Source organism: Psychrosphaera sp. F3M07 (assembly GCF_018860345.1).
In the GTDB taxonomy this organism is placed as follows: domain Bacteria; phylum Pseudomonadota; class Gammaproteobacteria; order Enterobacterales; family Alteromonadaceae; genus Psychrosphaera; species Psychrosphaera aquimarina.
Genome location: NZ_JAHKPJ010000020.1, coordinates 331,669 through 351,263, shown reverse-complemented (window position 1 = coordinate 351,263; position 19,595 = coordinate 331,669). Strand labels below are relative to the sequence as shown.

The following is a 19,595-nucleotide window of genomic DNA, read 5'->3' as shown; positions in this document are numbered from 1 at the left end:
ATGGATTAAGATAGGCGAGGTGTTATTCACACCTCACCTATTATTAATGTTTCACTTTTTTGGTATGACCCGAACTGTCATTAGCGTCTAACTCATAACGAGGGTGGTATTTACCTAGTGGAATGGTATTCAGTATTTGACTGTTTACTTGTCTAGCAATTGGTACGTAGTCCGTCGTGGCTGTAGTGACTGCGGTTGCGATAATATCAAACAGTATACTACCCGAATCATTGCTGGTTGTTTCATGCACAATAACACGTTGTTGTTGCCATAAAACTTCACTGGTTTTAGTTGAAATGAGTTCAAATTTAAGACCAACTGTAACGTCTGCAACCGTTAATAAATAGGTTGTATCCCATTGGTCAATCGTCACAAATAACACTGCATCAGCACCAAATAAATAATTAAACCGTTCCATTGGAATATCTCTTACTTGAGCACCATCTTGTATCCCTTCTAACGCCAAAACATGATTAACATAAGGAATGGATACAACATAAAAACCAGCTTCCGCTAAAGGTTGAGCCACCGTAGTTGAAAATAAATCCGTCGCATCCGCTGCGGTTGTTTTATTAATTGCAGGTAAAACCACAATGCTGATTGGCTTCTCTTCATACATTTTAGGATAAGCTTCCATTTTCCCAATGTTTTCTGTGGTGACACAGCCTGATAGAAACAGGATAAATGTAGTTACAATGATGTATTTATTCATTTTGATTCCCTGCTTTCATATTGTCTATGTATATTTTGGCTTCAGGGTAAAGCGCATATTCCTTACTAAGTAGCATATTCGCTTTGTCGTGATTGCCCTTTTTGCTTTCATACATGCTCAATTCAAAATAAATACCTGGTGGGATCTTCTTGCCATAATGATCGGCTAAGCTAATAATTTTTATTAGCTCAGCATAATGACGTTCATCACTCTTCACGGATTTTTCTTTATTCGCTTCATACAGCGTATTTGAATAATCAGCCCAGTAATAAATATTTTTATTTTGTGCACATGCAGTGACAAACAGCAATAAAACAACAAGGATAGTGTTTCTAATGATCACGGTATTATCAACTCTACAGTTTGTGCGTTAGACAGTAAGACTTTTTTATTAATTAATGTAATACCGTTTCTTTCTACTTTTACAGAATGAGTACCCACACTCACTGGAAACTTGGAAACCAAATGCCCGTTTAGTTTGAATCGAGCGATTGTCTCGTCGATTGTGGTTGATGTATCGTCTATATGTAAAACGGTATTGCTAAAGTTGCCTTTTAATAAGATATAACCTGAGTCTTCGACTTGTGTGGCGCTAGAATAATTCGTCGTACACCCTGCTAATGAAGAAATAAATATTGAAAATATAATAGCTGTAATGATTTTATTCATGATCTTAATCCTTAATTTCTCTGATTACATATTGAGGGATTTTAGCGGTATCTATTTTGCCTGACTGTATTGAAACTATGCTTAGTTCATCATCACCTTGACCAACAAACCCTGTAACTTTTACTCTTGCAACTTCTTCCCCTGGCAAAGCGATTAAAAAGCCTGTTTGTGGGTTTTTCACTTTGTTACCTTCCTCAATCACGGCAAAGGTATGACCTAATTTGATGCCTTGTGACTTACCACCAGTCATAAATAAAGATCCGTTATTATCAATTAAATAAGCCTGCCATGGCGAGTCCATAAGGTTATTCATAATATTGGAAACCAGTTTTGATATGGCCGCAGAAACTGCTTTGTCATCCAAGGAAGTATCGTAAGCGGCTGTTTTCCCAACACCTAGTACTTGGTTGGCTTCAGCACGTGCTTCACCAGAAGCTTCTTCTGTATACACAATACGGCCAGTTTTAACTTCAATTAACCGTACATTGACGGTGGCGTTGGCAATTTGAATTTTATTACGAGAAAAAATGGCGATATCACTTTCTGTACGTCGGCCAAACTCAGACACAGAACCAACGATTAAATAGTCAGCGCCTATTTTTGAACTCTCAAATTGGTTTGACTCTGAACGTAATAGTTGAACATCTGGACGTTCTAACATGATGAACTTTCCACTGGCGGTTAACCGAGAGCTTAAGATATCAGAAGCTTGTTTTCCTAGTCGGTTATTGTTTTGATCGACAAGAAAGCTATTACCTCGTTTGGTTTCATCTGAAAAACGACCGATAGCCACCAGTCGTTTTAACCCATTAAACTCAGTCGCCATTGAATTAGGCGCTATCTGTGATTGTGAAATTAACGGTGCATTTAATTTTTCTTTGGTTGATGTGGTACAAGCCGAAAGTAATACGGTTGAGGATAAAGTAAGTAAGACGAATAAATATTTTTTCATTACTACGTTCCTTGCTAAATAAAAGTAAAAAATGCCATTAGATTTATGCGCTAATAGCTAATAAATCTATATGCATTTAGACGATTAAAACACTTAGGTTGGAGACCTTAAGTTTCCAAGTGGTTCAATATGATATTGAATGTACTCGATGTGGAATTGGGATAATGTAAAAATTTGTACAAAGATGTAATGCGTCATCTTTTAACAGGTAAGTTGTATAATAAAATTCAAAACGTGTGCCGTAAAGTCAAAGCGGTACACGTTTTGAGTTGGGTGATTTGATAGTTAAAATTCAAAGTTTGGATCAGCAATTAAGTCAGTGATTGCTTGTTTTAAATCGTCTTTAAATTCAGGACGTTGTAAAGAATACTCTAAATTTGCTTTGATAAAACCGAGTTTACTGCCGCAATCGTGGGTTTTGCCAACGATGTGATAAGCAGACATATTTTCAATTTTATTGAGTTGGTGTAATGCATCCGTTAATTGAATTTCACCACCAGCTCCAGGTAACGTTTTCGCTAATAAGTCCCAAATTTTTTCTGAAACAACGTAACGTCCAGTAATGGCTAAATTCGACGGTGCGCAACCATCCTCTGGTTTTTCAACCATAGTTTTGATTGGTGCAGAACCTCCCGCAATAAGTGTTTCACCGTTGATATCAACAACGCCATAACTACCAACGTCTTTTTCCGGAACCGGGTTAACCATAATTTGATTATCCCCAGTTAATTCGTATTGTTTTAACATGCCAGCTAGATTTTCTACGCCTAAATCAGAGTAGTATCTGTCAATAATCACGTCTGGCAGCATGATAACAAATGGATTGTTGCCCAGTACCGGTCTGGCACAATTAATCGCGTGGCCTAGTCCTTTTGCTTCAGCTTGGCGTACTGAGATCATGGTGACGTCTTTAGGATTAATAGAGCGTACTTCTTCTAATAAAGAACGCTTAACCCGTGACTCTAGTTGTGCTTCTAATTCAAAACTAGAATCAAAATGGTTTTCTATTGAGTTTTTACTAGCGTGCGTAACTAATACTATTTCTCTAATTCCCGCTGCAGCAGCTTCTTCTACTACATATTGGATCAGTGGACGGTCAACTAAGGTTAACATTTCTTTTGGTATTGCCTTTGTTGCAGGCAACATACGTGTGCCAAGACCCGCTACAGGTATTACGGCTTTGGTTACTTTTTGGGTCATGTCGTTTCCTTCTATTCCTCGTTTCTGAAGTTGGTTAACCAAACCGTTTGGTATGGCATTAACTCAAGTTCAGTGGCGGTATCTTCAATATGGGTACCAGAGATAAGATCAAACCAATTGTCAGTCACTATTAGGTTTAATTCATTTAAGCGTAACTCTACTTTTTCATCGCTTATATTACTAATACAAAAAATACTTTGTTTACGGTTTAAGCTTTGACGCCAGAAACCGAATAATTGTAAACCCAGATGTAACACATATTGTGTTGCATTAGGATGAAATGCAGGCTGTTTTGTACGGATGTCAATTAACGCTAACATACGATTCAATACTTTACTGTGTGTACTAAAGTTAGAATCTAATTGCTCTTGAAGTAATTGATAATCCCAACGATGGCGGTTAATTGCACGGTTATGATGGGTGTTTTTTAATTTTTCATAGTCATTTTGAGTGGCTAAAAAGCTATGAATATATATACCCGGAATACCTTCCAATCCAAACATTACCGCGTGGGCACAGATAAAACGTTCTAGCCCCCATTTGTCTTCGCCCTTGGTGGTGCCTTTTAGTGCATCGTATAATGCAATGTTAATTTCATAGGCTTTTTGCTCCCCTGTATCTGACGTTCGCCAAGACACACGACCACCAAACGTTTGCATGGTGTTAACTAACGTATTGAGCTCTAAATCAGACAATAAACCTTCTGCTGGTCTTAAGCCAATGCCATCGTGTGAGGCAATAAAATTAAAGTAACTCGTGCCATTTTGAGCCGGAGGCATACTCATTAACCAACGTTTTAAATAAGTACAATTACCGGTTATTAAGCTATTCACTAACAGTGGTGGTAATGAAAAGTTATAAATGCAATGGGCTTCGTTAGCGTTACCAAAATAAGTAAGGTTTTGCGTATTTGGTATATTGGTTTCAGTGATGATCACTGTTTCAGGTTTAGTGTGCTCTATTAAGGTTCGTAATAAACGAATGACTTCATGGGTATGAGGTAAATTAATTGATGGACTACCGATAATTTTCCATAAAAAAGCCACCGCATCTAACCTAAATATTTTCACTCCGGAATCAAGGTATTGTCTAATAATTGAAACAAAGGCGAGCAAGACTTGTGGGTTCCTAAAGTCTAAATCTACTTGGTCGTGACTAAAAGTACACCATACGTGTTTGGTGCCTTCAGCGGTTTCTGTTTCACGTAATAGCGGACTGGTTCTTGGGCGAACGACTTGGGATAAATCGTCACTGGGGTCGGCGGTAAAAAAGTAATCTTTGCCAACACCTGAGCCTTTGATGAAGTTTTGAAACCAAGCACTTCGACTCGAACAATGATTGATCACTAAATCAGACATGAGCTTGTATTTATCAGCGATATCTTCAATATCTTGCCAATCACCTAAAGACTCATTAACACTGGAATAATCAATTACCGAAAATCCATCGTCCGAGCTATATGGGAAAAATGGCAAAATATGAACTGAGTTTATTTTGTCATCTAAGTAGTTATCCATAAAGGACGCTAAGGTTTTTAACGGCTTTTTATCTGCCTCAATTATGCTATCGCCATAAGTGATCAAAATCATGTCTTTTTCAGACCAATGATTTGCATATGGTACAGGCTCAACAAAGGTGTCAGGTATATTCATTTCATCAAGCAATAACTGGCTGAGTTCAGTTATTGGCATTGGTAACTCAATATCCTGATATATCACATTCAGTTGCAGCTCAACCTTATGTTTTAACTCGTCTAAACTTGCTGGCATAGGGGAGTACTCCGATTACGCTGCGGTGGTTTTTATAGAATCTGATTTCACAGTATTAGCAAATTCTTCATAGTCTAATTCAACGGCTTGTTTTAATTCGGTTAATACTTCAGGCATAGCACTGATTACACGGTTCCAAGACGGAATAAATGGCGTTTCCATTGGATTCGCTAGGAAATTATCACCCGCTTCTATAATGTTTTTGGCGAACATTTCTACCGATTTTTCTTCGGTATGAATATCTAATGTTAAGCCATTGATCATAGCGTCATTGCGGTAAGTTTCTATATAATCTAAGGCAATACGGAAGTAAGTTGCTTTGATGGTACGCATATTTTCAGCATTAATGATGTAACCTTGGGTGGCTAATTTACGGAACAGTGCTTTAGTTATATCAATCGACATTTTAGATAAACCACCGTCAGTTGAATCCAGTGATAAATCTTGATGTTTATGATCGTAATTATTGGCAATATCTACTTGGCAAATTCGGTTGGAGGCAAAGTTTCTGTGCATTTCTGACAACACACCAATCTCTAATCCCCAATCACTTGGAATACGTAAGTCAGTTAACACATCTCTGCGGAAAGAGAACTCACCAGATAATGAGTAACGGAAACTGTCCATGTATTCCAAATACTCATTGGTGCCTAATACTCGTTTAAGCGCTTTTAATAATGGCGTTACCAATAAACGTGCAACGCGGCCATTTAATTTGCCGTGGGCAACACGAGCATAAAAGCCTTTACCAAATTCATAGTTAAAATGCGGGTTTGCCACAGGGTAAATAAGTCTAGCTAATAAACTACGGTCATAGGTTAGAATGTCGCAATCATGTAAAGCAACGGATTCCGCTTTACCAGACGCTAATATATAACCCATGCAATACCAAACGTTACGTCCTTTGCCCATTTCGGTTGGAGCCAAGCCGAGCTTTTGTAATTTTGCATCTAACGCTTTTAAACGAGGTCCGTCATTCCATAAAATTCTATGGTGTTGCGGTAACTTACTGAAAAAGTCGATGGCGTGTTTATATTGGTCGACATCGGCTCTATCTAATCCAATAACGATTTCAGATAAATACGGAACTTCGGCAATCTTGTTAACGATATCTGGTAATGCTTTGCCTTCTAGTTCAGAAAATAGTGAAGGCAGTATTAACCCTAGCGGTCGACTTTTAGAAAAAGTTAATAGCTCAGCTTCTAGCTCTTCGGTACTACGATTTGTTAAATTATGTAAGGTTGTAACAACCCCATTTTGATAAAAATCAGCCATGATGAAGCTCCTATGGTAAGTCTATGATTTGTTGTAAACATTCAGTCCAGCCAGAAGGCCCATAAAGAGTACTTTGCATAATATTGTCTTTACGTTGTAACGCTGGGTAGTCATGTTTATGTGATTTAATTTGAACTGCTATGTCAGCCACTTCTAACATTTCGTTGTCGTTATAACTGTCACCTAAGGCAACGGTAGAAAACGAGGTACTGGTATCGAGGCTTGCCATTAGTTGCGTAAGCCAAACCATTGCATTACCTTTGTCAGAGTTGCCGCTGATATGTAAAAAACGCCCCCCTTGCAATACATGAGCACCTGCATCCGTTAAGTGTTTTTTAAATATTTGTTTTTGTACATCAGTGCCTAGCCACTTCAATGGTTCACTATATAAACGGCTATTGGCATTCAACGCCGCAGGCGCAGTAAGGCCCGTTTCGTTACACAGTTGTTCATTGTTCATGGCGGAAAAGCCGAGATAACACTGCTGAAGTTCGGTGGGTAAAGTGTTTAATAACGTCAACCAGTGTGAGCGTGGTTTAGAAAAACTTTTCACCCAAAAACGTTCAAAGACTTCTGTCTCTGGTGGTTGCTCCGCAAAAAATCCAATAGGAATAAATACAGCAGCACCGTTCTCTACGATAAATGGGGTATCGAGCTTAGTTTGTTGTCTAAAGAAGATGAGTTCCGCATACGTTTTACTGGTGTTAGGGATAACGTGGATGTTTGACTGTTTTAGCTTAGCCAACATCTCTACAGCAGGTTGAAAACTATAAGTGTTATGATCTAATAAAGTGCCATCTAAGTCGGTAAAGATTAAATACTGCTGACCCATATTATGAACTACCTCTTAAGTGATTGAATTCTGAAACTGAACTACCGTCAATCGAGATAGGTTGACGTTGTGCGTCTAAATTGAGGACGACATTGTATTGTTTCTGAGCATGCTTAAAACCATGTTCAGTTAAACGTTGAAAGTGTTGTATAAATCGCTCTACTTGCTCATCAGACATAATAGCGGTCGCTTTATCATCGTTTGATGATGCATTATGGGCTTGTCTTAATTTATGTTCCTGTTCTTTACGCCAATTGGCTATACAGTCAAAAGAAGGGGCTTTTAACATCACCCAAAAATCCATTAATTGGTATAAGGCTAAATAATCAGATTTAAGTGAATCATTAACAAAAGTGCGCCAAGTTCCGTTTTTGTCTTCATGCTTTTCTAATTCATTAATAGGATTGGTTAATTCCTCAACGGTTTGTGCTGATGTTCCCCAACACCAACCTTCCATGATCACCACATCTACTTTTTCGGTAATTAGCGGCCAGTTTTCTTGTGGATGAGGATTATCTATTGCTTTATTAAAACGCGGTAAACGACAATTAGGTTGGGGGGACGCTAATGCAAGTAAAGTGGAAGACATTAATTGGATATCATGAGTACCTGGTACGCCTCGAGATCGTAACAGTGGGTGTACCGTTTCCGCTAAATGCTGACGCTGTTGCTGGTTTAAGTAAAAATCATCCAATGAAACGACGGCAACCGATAACTGACATTGAGTTTCAAGATACAGTTTGATGTAATCGGCGAGCGTTGATTTACCCGACCCTTGACTGCCGTTTAAACCGACAAACAAAGTTTTACCCGCCCTTTTTTGGTGAGTGTTTATTATTTCAGCAATAGGTGTGTACCATTTTGGTGCATCAACTTCTATAACACTGGTTAGTTTGTGTTGTGCTTTAAAGGCTTGTATTAACTGGTCTGTAGTCATTTATATTGGCTGATTTATGTTAAAATTATTCATTTTAGTAATATAACGATTACAACTAGTGTGCCAATGGGATGTGTATTACCCACACAGCCATACTTATATACAGGTTAAAAAGGAATGATTTAGTGTCAGAAATAAAACTTACTAAAGAGCAACAAGCTGCGGCAGTTGTGAAGTTACAAGGGTATTTTGAGGAAGAATTAGATAAGGAGTTAGGTCAATTTGAAGCTGAGTTTTTGTTGGAATTTATCATGAAAGAGATTGGATCCTCGATTTATAACCAAGCTCTATATGATGCCCAAAGTTTGTTAACAGCAAAAATAGAAGATGTGTTTGCTGAGATTGAACAGTTTGATTCTCTTTAGCAATGACAATTGCAATATACGCAGCGGACCACATTACCACCGTTCATTATGTTAATATTGTCCAACTTACTTAATTTATAGGATGTCTTGTGTCTCTTAGATTTAACCGCCCATTTAGCGATCCAATTAAAGCGCTCAGTTTTGATTTAGACGATACCCTCTATTATAACGGAGATGTGATCCGCAACGCTATTCAAGTTCAGTTTGATACAATATGCCAACTCATTCCTAGTGCAAAAACAAAAGGACCTGAATTTTGGGAGGCGCTTAAATGGCAAGTTGCTAAAACGAAGCCAGAAGTTTGCCATGACGTGAATTTGTGGCGACATCACGTGCTCGACTTGGGGTTAGCGAGTTTTGGTATTGAGCAGCCATTAAAAAAGCAGATGAGCAAGCAGATATATAATGCCTTTTATGATGCCCGATCAGACTTTACTGTGCCGCAACAAACTTTTGATGTTCTGGGTAAATTAAGCGAAAAATACCCATTAGTAGCCGTCACGAATGGCAATGCCGATTATCAGCGAATTGGTCTGGCACCGTATTTTGTTGGTTATTACCGTGCGGGAGAAAATGGCACTAGAATGAAGCCTTATCCTGATATGTTAAAAGATGCGTCCAAAGACTTGAACATTCGTTGTGAAAATATCTTGCACCTTGGTGACAGTGCACCGTCAGATATTCAAGCTGCGTTAAACGCCAATTGCCCTTCTTTATGGTTTAACCCGGATAATAATACCTATCCAACAGGTTTTACTTTGGCAAATGGTGAATATTCGGACTTGGATGATCTGCTACACCTGTTATAATAAAAATCCTGTTTATATATACAGCTCTTGTCACTCGATGTTATCGGGCTTAAATACAAGCTTTTATGTAACAACACTAAAATTTAACGGTTACTCAATTTAATAGGTTTTGTCTCTTATGGACGTTTATATTCCCTCACAAGATATTCCAAGTTCGGCTACCGCAGTATTAAAGCTGAATGAGCTAAATGAACGTCAATATGAAGCGGTAACTGCACCTCCACAAAATATGTTGGTATTAGCAGGTGCAGGCTCTGGTAAAACCAAAGTACTGATTAGCCGAATTGGTTATTTAATCCAAGCACATCAAACCTCTCCATTTTCAATCTTAGCGGTAACCTTTACCAATAAAGCGGCGGCGGAAATGCGTCATCGTTTAGAGTCGTTGTTAGGGCAAGGTTCTGTGGGATCTCAATATGGTGCTGGTGGTATGTGGATTGGTACTTTCCATGGTTTAGCCCATCGTTTTTTACGCACACATTTTCGTGAAGCAAAATTACCAGAAAGTTTTCAGGTTTTAGATTCGGATGATCAACATCGATTAATCCGCCGTATTATGAAAAGCCTAAATTTAGATGAAAAACGTTATCCGCCAAAACAAGCCATGTGGTACATCAATGGTAAAAAAGATGATGGTTTAAGACCTAAGCACATAGATACTTTTGATCCAACGGAACAAGTGTTTTTACAAGTTTATACTACTTATCAAGAAGCATGTGACCGTGCAGGTTTGGTGGACTTTGCAGAAATATTGTTACGTAGCCATGAAATTTTAGCCACACATCCAGAAGTATTAAGTCATTACCGTAAACGTTTCCGTCATATTTTGGTGGACGAGTTTCAAGATACTAATAAAATTCAATACGCTTGGATTAGATTATTGGCTGGTGGTCATGCTGGTAACGTTGCAGAAGATTTACCGCCTGCTCATGTAATGATAGTAGGTGACGACGATCAATCCATTTATGGCTGGCGCGGTGCGCAAGTTGAAAATATTCATAGCTTTCAAACCGACTTTTCTGACGTGGAAGTGATCCGTTTAGAGCAAAATTATCGCTCAACTGCCAATATCTTAAAAGCAGCCAATGAAGTGATCTCTAATAATACCGACCGCTTAGGTAAAGAGCTTTGGACAGAAGGTAAAGAAGGTGATCCAATAGGGTTATATGCGGCTTTTAATGAATTGGATGAAGCACGTTTTATAGTTGGCAACATTAAAAAATGGCAGCAAGAAGGCGAAGCTTTATCTGAATCTGCCATTTTATACCGTAACAATGCGCAATCTCGTGTATTGGAGTCGGCCTTAAACGAAGCCGGTTTAAGATATCGCATATATGGCGGTTTACGTTTCTTTGATCGTCAAGAAATTAAAGATGCATTAGCGTATTTACGTTTGGTTTCAAATCGTGACGATGATGCTGCATTTGAACGTGTAATCAATACTCCTGCACGTGGCATTGGCGAAAAAACATTACAAATGTTGCGTGATGCTGCTCGTAGTCAGAACATGACCATGTGGCAAGCTGCAGGACGTTTGATGGATGAAAAACATTTATCAGGCCGCGCTAGTAACTCGGTTAAAAACTTTATGGACTTAATTGTTCAGCTTGAAACTACAGTTGAGCCTTTACCCCTGCATGAACAAGCCGATCACGTAATTCAAAGTTCGGGTTTAATGGCCATGTATCAAGCTGAAAAAGGCGAGAAAGGTCAAACACGAGTAGAAAACTTAGAGGAATTGGTTTCTGCCTGTAAGGACTATGAACCAGATGAAAACATGCAAGAAATGCCAATGTTAGCGGCATTTTTATCCCATGCTTCATTAGAGTCAGGTGACTCACAAGCAGACGCTTATGAAGATGCTGTCCAGTTAATGACGTTACACAGTGCAAAAGGTTTGGAGTTTCCTCTGGTATTTATGGCGGGTGTGGAAGAAGGTATGTTCCCAAGCCAACAAAGTTCAGATGCGCCAGAAAGATTAGAAGAAGAACGTCGCCTTGCTTATGTTGGCATGACCCGCGCTAAAGAAAGATTATTTATAACTCACGCAGAAACAAGACGATTGTATGGCCAGGAGTTGTATCATCGTCCATCACGTTTTATCGCTGAAATTCCGAAAGAATGTATTTACGAAGTTAAGTTATCCACTCAAGTTTCAAGACCACAATCTGGTTACAGTGGCGGTTATGGTGGAAAATCCAGTTATGGTGAACAGTCTACCTATAGCCAAAACTCTGGTTATAGCGCTAGCAATAGTTCTGGTAGTTCGACGGGACATGGTGGTTACCAAGGTGAGAGAAATAAATCGAAATCATCGAATAACTTTGGCTCTGGTTTTGGGCAAGCATCAAGCCACTTAAAATTTAGTGAAAGTCTATTTTCATTAGGACAGCGTGTAAGTCATGCTAAGTTTGGTGAAGGGACGGTATTAAATTGTGAAGGTGATGGTGACAACTCACGCATTCAAGTAAACTTTGATCAATTTGGTGCCAAATGGTTAGTCACTACGTATGCAAAGTTAACGGCCATCTAACGCTATGTTAAACCAACTAATTGAGCATTTAACGCAAAACAAACAACGCTGTTTATTTTGGGTTAAAGGCGAACAATGTTGGGCTCAGGCACAAATACAAACTTGGTTATCAACGACAGACCCGTCTTTGCAAATAACTAGGTTTGGTGAGCCACAATTAAACACAGGTATCCTTCGACATTCACAAACAGTAAATCACGAACAGAGTCAAAGCCAGACCCAAAATCAAATTACCGATATTAGAATTAAACAATACAAAAAAATGCTCGGCCAAGAATCAGATGTATTGATATACGACTGTTATGCTGGATTAAACCCAGATGCACTGGGCGCATTGGTAGGTACTGTCAAACTAGGTGGTCTGTGTATTCTGATCTCCCCAGAGATACCACAGTGGTTAGATTATGTAGATCCAGAATATAACCGTTTATGCGTAGAACCTTATCAACCAGAACAGATCAGTCATCATTATCTGCAGTACTTTATCAATCAGCTAACCTTATCCTCAACCGTATTGACCATAAGTCAAAGTGATAAACATGACCCCCAATATGTATTTGAAAACTGGCGTGAAGATGTTGGGGACATTAAAATTGGCTCGGATGTTCGTGGGGAAGTAGAAGGAATAAAGACTCATCCACAATATAATCAGTGTAAAACAGATGACCAATATCAGGTTGTAAAGCAGTTATTTGAAAGCTTTGATCTGCGGAGCGAGTGCTCTACTAGTCAACAGGCCTTGATTATACAAGCGGACAGAGGGCGCGGTAAATCCGCATCTTTAGGTATATTTTCTGGTCTTCTTTTAGCTGAAAGCAAAAAGCAAAATGACAGTAAATCAATAAATATAGTAGTAACAGCGCCCCACTTGGCATCGATATCTGGTGTATTTAAATTTTGTGAAGCTGTATTAAAACAAAAAAACATAAATTACAGTGTTAATAATAATGCACTTAAAACAGAGTTTGGTTCGTTAACCTTCATCGGACCGGATGACCTCGCCGTTAAGGTTACCGATGCAGATATTGTATTAGTTGATGAAGCTGCGGCCATTCCAAGTCAGATGTTATTGCCTTTATTGTCACCGAAAACAGCACAATCACAGTGTGCGTTTGTGGTTTTTGCCACGACCGTTCATGGTTATGAAGGAACAGGGCGAGGATTTGAATATAAGTTTAAGCCGTTAGTAGCAAAAGCGTTTAACCAGATCACAAACTTGTCTTTGAGCCAACCAATTCGTTGGTCTGAACATGATTTTTTAGAGGCTGATATTAACCAGTTACTTATGATTAATACGCACCTACCAGAGTTTGATAGAAAAAACATTAAGTTGATTAATTCCGAAAACGTCTCATTTAGTGTGTTGTCATCAATAGAGTTAATTAACCAGAATGACAGATTAGCTTCTTTATTTGGTTTGTTGGTAAATGCCCATTACCGTACAACCCCTAACGACTTACGTAATATGCTTGATGGCCCCAATATGCAGGTCTTTAGCTTGCAATATAAAGGGGAGATCATAGGTGCTATGTTATTGGCGGAAGAAGGTTGTATAGATCCTGATTTAGCTGAGCAAATTTGGCAAGGTCGCAGACGACCCAAAGGACATTTATTACCACAGTCTTTAATTGCTCATAGTGGTTTTAAACAAGCAGGTGAATATCGGTATGGTCGTATCGTGCGTATTGCTATTCATCCAGAACTACAAAACCAAGGTTTAGGTAGTTTGTTATTAAACAAAGTAAAACAAGCAATAACACAACAGGGATTCGACTTTATCTGTACTAGTTTTGGCGTGGCGGATAACTTAGTGAAGTTTTGGTTATCCAACCAATATGTCCCAGTAAGGCTCGGCTTGAAAGCAGAAGCATCTACTGGAGAATATTCCTTATTAATGACTCAAGCGTTAAATCTGCCAAGCAAGACATTTGAACAAGATGTATCAACCAGATTCCAGCAAACGTTACTCGTAGAGCAAAAGCTGAACATGCGCCATGAGCTATCCGAGCGTTTATTAAATATGTTACAGCAAAGTGCTGATTTGACTGAGCAGTACACTGGGCAAGATGCGCAAGATATTGCTTGTTTTTGTCATCACCACAGGTCATTAGATACCTGCATATTGGCTATGTACCGATATGTTAAGTCAGGTTTTATGAGTGAAGAAGGTAAAGGGCAAAGAATTTCACCGTTAATCTTAGATAAAGTGATTAACGGTGTGGATAACAAAACCTTAATTCAAAACTATAAATTAACCGGTGAAAAGCAGTTAGTTCAGCAATTAAGGAATGAATGGTTAAGTTTTATAAATTAAAGTGATGGCTACGTTCTATTAGTCAAACAAGCTAACTCATAATATTGGTTATTGTTGTACTCAAATTGTTGGATGACATCTAAACCGACCTTTTTGGTATGAGCAGCAAAAGAACGTGGATTTATTTTGTTAATAAAAGTGACCAAAACTGGATATCGTTTTGACATTTCTTGTAAAGCAAAACTAAAAACGCCTTCAAATACGCCTTGTCCCCTCACACTTTTATCAACACATACCGGACCATATTGGTAAGAGTTTTCAGTACTTAATACGTACCCTTTGTATTGCAAATTAGGTAAGTCTTTTATCATATGGGCGAACATTGGCCAGTGTGACCAAAAGCCCCATGACGCAGCCATGGCATAGGCAACAATCTCATTGCCTTTAAGGGCCACAAACAACCCATGTTCTTGTTCAATTAACTCGGTCAGCTGTGTTTTATCAAAGGCCGTTGTGATAAACCCATCGGCTTTATCTGCTTCATTTATAGTGTCAACTTGGTAACGGGCATGAAGGGCGAGGATCTGATGGATATCAGCTGTGGTGGCTGATCTAAATTCTATTGTCATATATTAACTGCCTTAATAAACGGATGATCTTAACTTAGGAAATTATAAACTTGTCCAAAGTTGCTTCACACCAATGAAATGGATAATACCAAACAATAAACAAATGATGGAACTCCATAGCCAAAATTCAGGTGTACGTCCCATAGGTGAACTGATTAAGAATATACCTGCGATACCGCGGACTAAATATATGAGTGTAATTAGGCTGAGCACAAGACGAAGAAATGGTAAGCGGGAAATAACACCCGCGGCAGAAAATGCATAAAGTGACCAAATAGAAAGTAGGATAACAATTATGCTAGTTATCACTGTAGGGTGAAGACTACCTTGTTCTGCCAACGTAGCCATCTTCTCCCCTGCACCAAAAAAGCGATACCAAGGCGCACCAAAATAAATACAACCTAAATGCAATAGCGCGACAAATGCATTTAAAACACCAGCTACAATGAGAAAAACATTCATGCCTTATCTTATCCTATAACCTGTGTAATTATATATTTAAGCGCCAGCCATTTTATATAAAAACAACCCTAAACCACCAAAAATCACAATCCCAATCAGACACATTACGAACAATGTTTTGGACTTTATTAGAGATTGCAGAAAAGCAAACTCAGTTAATAAACCAGTTGCTAATAGTGCATTGTCTTTTGATTCTTGTTTTATAATGTTAACTCCAGCTTGAAAAAAATGTTCAGGAAAAGTTGTAAATCCAACTTCAAGTTATTTCAAGGGACCATCTTTTGTCATAGCTTTGTACATGTTTGGTTTTATATTTTTCTTTGCATTAATACGATCGAAATCGGAAATGTGGGATTGAATAACGTCTTTACGACATGATGCATAGCGCTTTTTAGAGATAGCCCAGCACTGTTGGTCATCATTTTTAAGACAATGTTCTAAACTAGCCACCGCCAACTTTTTACATGGAATGAATTCGTTTTTTGTTGGTGATGCATGTATCGATGTAGTAAAAAATAACATGATTAAGATAAAAGTTAATACCGTATTAATATGTCTCATAGCTGTCCATTTTCATAGTGACGATAGTATCTAGTTTACAATTGTTGAGAGTAGACCGCTTTACTTACCCGCTGTAATTAACTAAATCTCTTATAGAGTTAAGTTCTATTTAATTGGTTAACCCTAATCTCTTGTAGGTGATTATTCAAATGCATCACATGAGCAATTTCATACTCCCGTTTTGTTAGTTCACCATAGGCAAAATGAGGTGCTAAATCCTGATGGTAGTTATCAAAATCAATCAGTGATTGTATTAAACGGTTAAGTGCCATTATAGGATCAAAGCTTTCGGTAATAACCGGTGCGCCTGGGATCGGTTCATTTAAACTGTGGGTCATCTGTCCTTTTGACTCAAAAGCTCTGAAAGCGAAATGACCTAGGGTTCTTTTGAACAAACGGGACTTATGTTGTGGAAAGGCCGACATTGAAAATTCAATGCTTTGTGCACAATGGCTAAATATTTGATAAACACTCCATTGTCCCGAACTTTCTAATGCCTGAATTGGTAAGTTGTTTAACGTTTTTATTGCAGCAGAAACAGTAAGGGTATTTTTATCTATTTCATCAATGGAATAAAACGCGGCACTGCCTATGCCAGTGATCGCAATGCCTGTAACAACGGATGATTTTAAAAACTGTCTACGTTCCAAAACGGCCCTTAGTTTTTTATTTATGATTGCTTGGTCAAAACAATGAAAACTATAACTATCAGTTATAGAGGAATAAGACCATACTAGTAAAGCAAACATCAAGCTTAGTCTGAGATTGCCATTCCGCCCTCAAGTTAGATCAACTAACTTTAGGTTTATCTACATATAATCAAAGGTAAATGTTATGAGTAAAGGGCAAGATACAAAGAAAAATAGTAAAAAGAAACCACTGTTAACCGCAAAAGAGAAAAAAGCAGCTAAAAAATCAAAAGAAAAATCAACAGATATCTTAGGCCGTTAATTTAGCTCGTTAATTGATCAAGGCTACCCAATTACACTTCACAGGTAGCCTTTTAAAATGTCATGTGAATTAAATAAACTGAAGACTTAACAATGCCAAAAAGGCAGGTACGCCTTGCACAAATAAGATTGAACGTTTTACCGTTAACCCACCATAAACGGCAGCAATTAATACACATGTTAAAAAGAACATTTGCAGTTGTAGTCCAAACTCATTGTTAGTGTGCAGCAAGCCAAAAGCTAACCCGGCCGCTAAAAATCCATTGTATAAACCTTGATTTGCCGCCATCGACTTAGTTTGTTCGGCAAATTCTTGTTCTAGTCCAAACACCTTTAATGTTCTAGGTTTTGTCCATAAAAACATCTCCATTATTAAAATGTAAACATGTTCTATGGCCACTAATGAGACAAGAATAATTGACAGTATGAGCATAGGTTTTCCAAACAATTAATTGAACAGGTACGTTAACAATAAATACTTGAAAAAACTAATAAAAGAGCAAGTTACTACAAAGGTAGAGTTATTTAGGGGGTAACTACATAGTTTGTATTTGTGAGGTTATCTGAACTATACCATTCATTTTGGTATGCCAAACTTCCCCATAAAACGTGTGCTAACGCCGTATCTGATAAATGACGGTTAATCGACGTTGGCGATAATGTCTTAAGATCTTGATCGTAAACAAAGTTTAGAGGCGCTTTGTTGGGTTGCAAGATGGTCACTTCCTCACCTGTCATATAAGCGAAATTGTCGGCATATTGCATCATTGCGCGGCCTGATGCATTTTTATTATTGAGGTCGTGACCTAACATTGGTGAATTATTATTAATACCAATTAGTGACAACAAGGTTGGCGCTAAATCAATCTGACTCACGATACGATTATCAATAAATGGTGCTTTACCAGAATTAAGAATAACACCGGGAATATGAAAGTTTTTTATGGGTACTAAGTCACTTGCTTGAGCTCTAGCATCATGATCAGCCACAATCAGAAAGACAGTATTTTGCCAATAGTCTTGTGTTTTTGCTTTAGTAATAAATCGCCCTAGCGCAAAGTCAGCATACTGAATTGCTTTATGGCGCAATTGCTCTTTCTGGTCATATTGTTTGTTGCTGTAGGAAATAGGAGTGACAACATTATCTGGTATTTCAAATGGGTCATGGTTACTTGAAGTGAAAATAAGGCTAAAAAACGGTTTATCTCCTTTATGTAACTTAGTTAATTCAGTGTCAGCTTGGTTGAATAAATCTTCATCGCTGGCTCCCCAAGAAGCCACAAACTTTGGATCTTCGATATCATTAAAATCAACAATATCAGTGAAGCCATTACCTAGAAAAAAGCTTTTCATATTATCAAAATGACTCTCACCACCATATATAAACTGCGTGGCGTAGTTATTATCTTTTAATAAACTAGCAATAGTGAAGAAACCTTGTTGGGATTTATCAAGTTTAACAACCGCTCTTGCCGGAGTTGGCGTAAAGCCAGTAATTACTGCCTCGATACCCCTTACTGAACGAGTCCCTGTCGCATACAAGTTTTTAAACATCCAACCTTGTTGATTGAGTTTATCAATCTCAGGTGTCAGTGTTAGCCCACCTAAAGAGGAAACAAATTGAGCGCCAAGACTTTCTTCTAAAATAATAACAAGATTTTTGGGTTTGCCTTGGTAACTGGCCTGGCGTTGAGAAAACGAAGGTTGTTCTATAGAGGTAAAAGATTGAGCGTCTAACCTTGTTGCTTGTTGAATCAATTGAATAACTTTTTTATCTTCCATTTTTCCATATAATTTAGACGCATTCCTTTCATCTCCTAATTGTGCAAATGCATGTGCAACACTGTAAGTAGAGTTTAGTGTCAAAGAGTTGATCAAAGGGTCTGTGGAAAAATAAACTAGAGCGGGATTAATAGGTCGGTGTCCAAATGAACCTCGCGCAGAGATAAATAAAGTAATAAACAACAGTAAAAATGAAATGGAAGCTGCACTTAAAGAGATTGTTTTGACTCGACAGTGGTTACTAATGAATGTATTAAATAGGATTAAAAAAGCCTTACACGACACTAACAATAGAATTAAAACCGTAACTAAAGTAAATAAGTGACCATTCACTAACATGTTAAATACTTCATTTGGGTAAGGTAGATATTCAATAAACAAACGGTTTGGTCGGAAACCATATTCATTAATAAATGCCGGTGTAGCCAACTCAAAAAATATAACGCTAATAAATATAAAGCCAAAGCTGTACTTGAGAATATTAAGCCATTTGATTTTAAAGGAAGTACGTATAAGCCAAGGGTGAATCAATGCCGGTAAAAGAACAACATAACCTAAAATGCTCAAGTCAATTCTCAACCCATTAAATAGTAAGGTTAAAAAGCTAGTGACATCATTAAATCGCTCAATTTGCCATAAACCTAAACATACTCTTGAAATCAAAAGAGTAGATATCAACAACAACGAAAACAGAATGAATGGGCGTAATAAATACAACTGAGTTTTAAACATCGTTATTAAATCTCTATATAAAAACGATGGTTAATTTAAAAGATGAAACTTAAGAACTGCCTAATACAAACTGAAATTCATTATTCGACTAATTAAAATATACAAAAAAGCCCAATGATGATTATTCATAATTAGGCTTTAGCTCTCAGGTAAATTAGATGGCTATAAAAAT

At 37.9% G+C, this 19,595-nt stretch carries 19 protein-coding genes; 4 read left to right on the top strand and 15 right to left on the bottom strand.

Annotated elements, in window-relative coordinates; genetic code table 11:
• Positions 1 to 43 precede the first annotated feature (43 nt).
• The 9 genes from KO505_RS10370 to KO505_RS10330 form a co-directional block, all read right to left on the bottom strand.
• Complete coding sequence (locus KO505_RS10370) at positions 44 to 712, bottom strand: GNA1162 family protein (RefSeq protein ID WP_216055374.1); 669 nt, start codon at positions 710 to 712, stop codon at positions 44 to 46.
• Entirely contained in the window at positions 705 to 1,055 is a 351-nt protein-coding gene (locus KO505_RS10365; RefSeq protein WP_216055373.1) for a DUF4810 domain-containing protein, read from the bottom strand. Before KO505_RS10365 ends, KO505_RS10370 begins: the two co-directional genes overlap by 8 nt.
• Positions 1,052 to 1,381: a hypothetical protein gene (locus tag KO505_RS10360; protein WP_216055372.1), complete on the bottom strand. Its 330-nt coding sequence runs from the start codon at positions 1,379 to 1,381 to the stop codon at positions 1,052 to 1,054. Before KO505_RS10360 ends, KO505_RS10365 begins: the two co-directional genes overlap by 4 nt.
• 4 nt (positions 1,382 to 1,385) lie before the next feature.
• On the bottom strand, positions 1,386 to 2,333 hold the full coding sequence (locus KO505_RS10355; RefSeq protein ID WP_216055371.1) for a CsgG/HfaB family protein: 948 nt from the start codon (positions 2,331 to 2,333) through the stop codon (positions 1,386 to 1,388).
• 285 nt (positions 2,334 to 2,618) lie between these two features.
• Positions 2,619 to 3,533 carry a UTP--glucose-1-phosphate uridylyltransferase GalU gene (galU, locus tag KO505_RS10350; protein WP_216055370.1) on the bottom strand — a complete coding sequence of 305 codons (915 nt, stop codon included), beginning with the start codon at positions 3,531 to 3,533 and terminating at the stop codon, positions 2,619 to 2,621.
• Positions 3,534 to 3,544: 11 nt separating this feature from the next.
• Entirely contained in the window at positions 3,545 to 5,302 is a 1,758-nt protein-coding gene (locus KO505_RS10345; protein ID WP_216055369.1) for a sugar phosphorylase, read from the bottom strand.
• Between the two features lie 15 nt (positions 5,303 to 5,317).
• The gene (locus tag KO505_RS10340; RefSeq protein ID WP_216055368.1) at positions 5,318 to 6,577 is read right to left on the bottom strand and encodes a glycosyl transferase; all 1,260 of its coding nucleotides are present in this window, start codon (positions 6,575 to 6,577) and stop codon (positions 5,318 to 5,320) included.
• Positions 6,578 to 6,587: 10 nt separating this feature from the next.
• Positions 6,588 to 7,409 carry a mannosyl-3-phosphoglycerate phosphatase gene (locus KO505_RS10335; protein WP_216055367.1) on the bottom strand — a complete coding sequence of 274 codons (822 nt, stop codon included), beginning with the start codon at positions 7,407 to 7,409 and terminating at the stop codon, positions 6,588 to 6,590.
• A gap of 1 nt (position 7,410) precedes the next feature.
• The gene (locus KO505_RS10330; RefSeq protein ID WP_216055366.1) at positions 7,411 to 8,346 is read right to left on the bottom strand and encodes a kinase; all 936 of its coding nucleotides are present in this window, start codon (positions 8,344 to 8,346) and stop codon (positions 7,411 to 7,413) included.
• 125 nt (positions 8,347 to 8,471) lie between these two features.
• Here KO505_RS10330 and KO505_RS10325 point away from each other — a divergent pair, with 125 nt between their 5' ends.
• The 4 genes from KO505_RS10325 (at position 8,472) to KO505_RS10310 (ending at position 14,367) form a co-directional block, all read left to right on the top strand.
• On the top strand, positions 8,472 to 8,711 hold the full coding sequence (locus KO505_RS10325) for a DUF2164 domain-containing protein (RefSeq protein WP_315946022.1): 240 nt from the start codon (positions 8,472 to 8,474) through the stop codon (positions 8,709 to 8,711).
• An 89-nt stretch (positions 8,712 to 8,800) separates the two neighbouring features.
• Positions 8,801 to 9,520: an HAD-IA family hydrolase gene (locus tag KO505_RS10320; RefSeq protein WP_216055364.1), complete on the top strand. Its 720-nt coding sequence runs from the start codon at positions 8,801 to 8,803 to the stop codon at positions 9,518 to 9,520.
• 118 nt (positions 9,521 to 9,638) lie between these two features.
• A complete protein-coding gene (gene uvrD, locus KO505_RS10315) occupies positions 9,639 to 12,053 on the top strand; it encodes a DNA helicase II (RefSeq protein WP_216055363.1) in 2,415 nt (804 codons plus the stop codon).
• A gap of 4 nt (positions 12,054 to 12,057) precedes the next feature.
• A complete protein-coding gene (locus tag KO505_RS10310; RefSeq protein WP_216055362.1) occupies positions 12,058 to 14,367 on the top strand; it encodes a tRNA(Met) cytidine acetyltransferase TmcA in 2,310 nt (769 codons plus the stop codon).
• A gap of 8 nt (positions 14,368 to 14,375) precedes the next feature.
• Here KO505_RS10310 and KO505_RS10305 read toward each other — a convergent pair whose 3' ends face one another.
• The 6 genes from KO505_RS10305 to KO505_RS10280 form a co-directional block, all read right to left on the bottom strand.
• Positions 14,376 to 14,936 carry a GNAT family N-acetyltransferase gene (locus KO505_RS10305; RefSeq protein ID WP_252731743.1) on the bottom strand — a complete coding sequence of 187 codons (561 nt, stop codon included), beginning with the start codon at positions 14,934 to 14,936 and terminating at the stop codon, positions 14,376 to 14,378.
• Positions 14,937 to 14,978: 42 nt separating this feature from the next.
• Positions 14,979 to 15,398, bottom strand: a complete 420-nt coding sequence (locus KO505_RS10300; protein WP_216055361.1) for a hypothetical protein — start codon at positions 15,396 to 15,398, stop codon at positions 14,979 to 14,981.
• 261 nt (positions 15,399 to 15,659) lie between these two features.
• A complete protein-coding gene (locus KO505_RS10295; protein ID WP_216055360.1) occupies positions 15,660 to 15,959 on the bottom strand; it encodes a hypothetical protein in 300 nt (99 codons plus the stop codon).
• Positions 15,960 to 16,057: 98 nt separating this feature from the next.
• Positions 16,058 to 16,609 carry a DUF1569 domain-containing protein gene (locus KO505_RS10290; RefSeq protein ID WP_216055359.1) on the bottom strand — a complete coding sequence of 184 codons (552 nt, stop codon included), beginning with the start codon at positions 16,607 to 16,609 and terminating at the stop codon, positions 16,058 to 16,060.
• A 370-nt stretch (positions 16,610 to 16,979) separates the two neighbouring features.
• Complete coding sequence (locus KO505_RS10285; protein ID WP_252731742.1) at positions 16,980 to 17,342, bottom strand: DUF1304 domain-containing protein; 363 nt, start codon at positions 17,340 to 17,342, stop codon at positions 16,980 to 16,982.
• A 92-nt stretch (positions 17,343 to 17,434) separates the two neighbouring features.
• Positions 17,435 to 19,423, bottom strand: coding sequence for an LTA synthase family protein (locus KO505_RS10280; RefSeq protein ID WP_216055358.1), 1,989 nt, complete (start codon positions 19,421 to 19,423; stop codon positions 17,435 to 17,437).
• Positions 19,424 to 19,595: the final 172 nt, after the last annotated feature.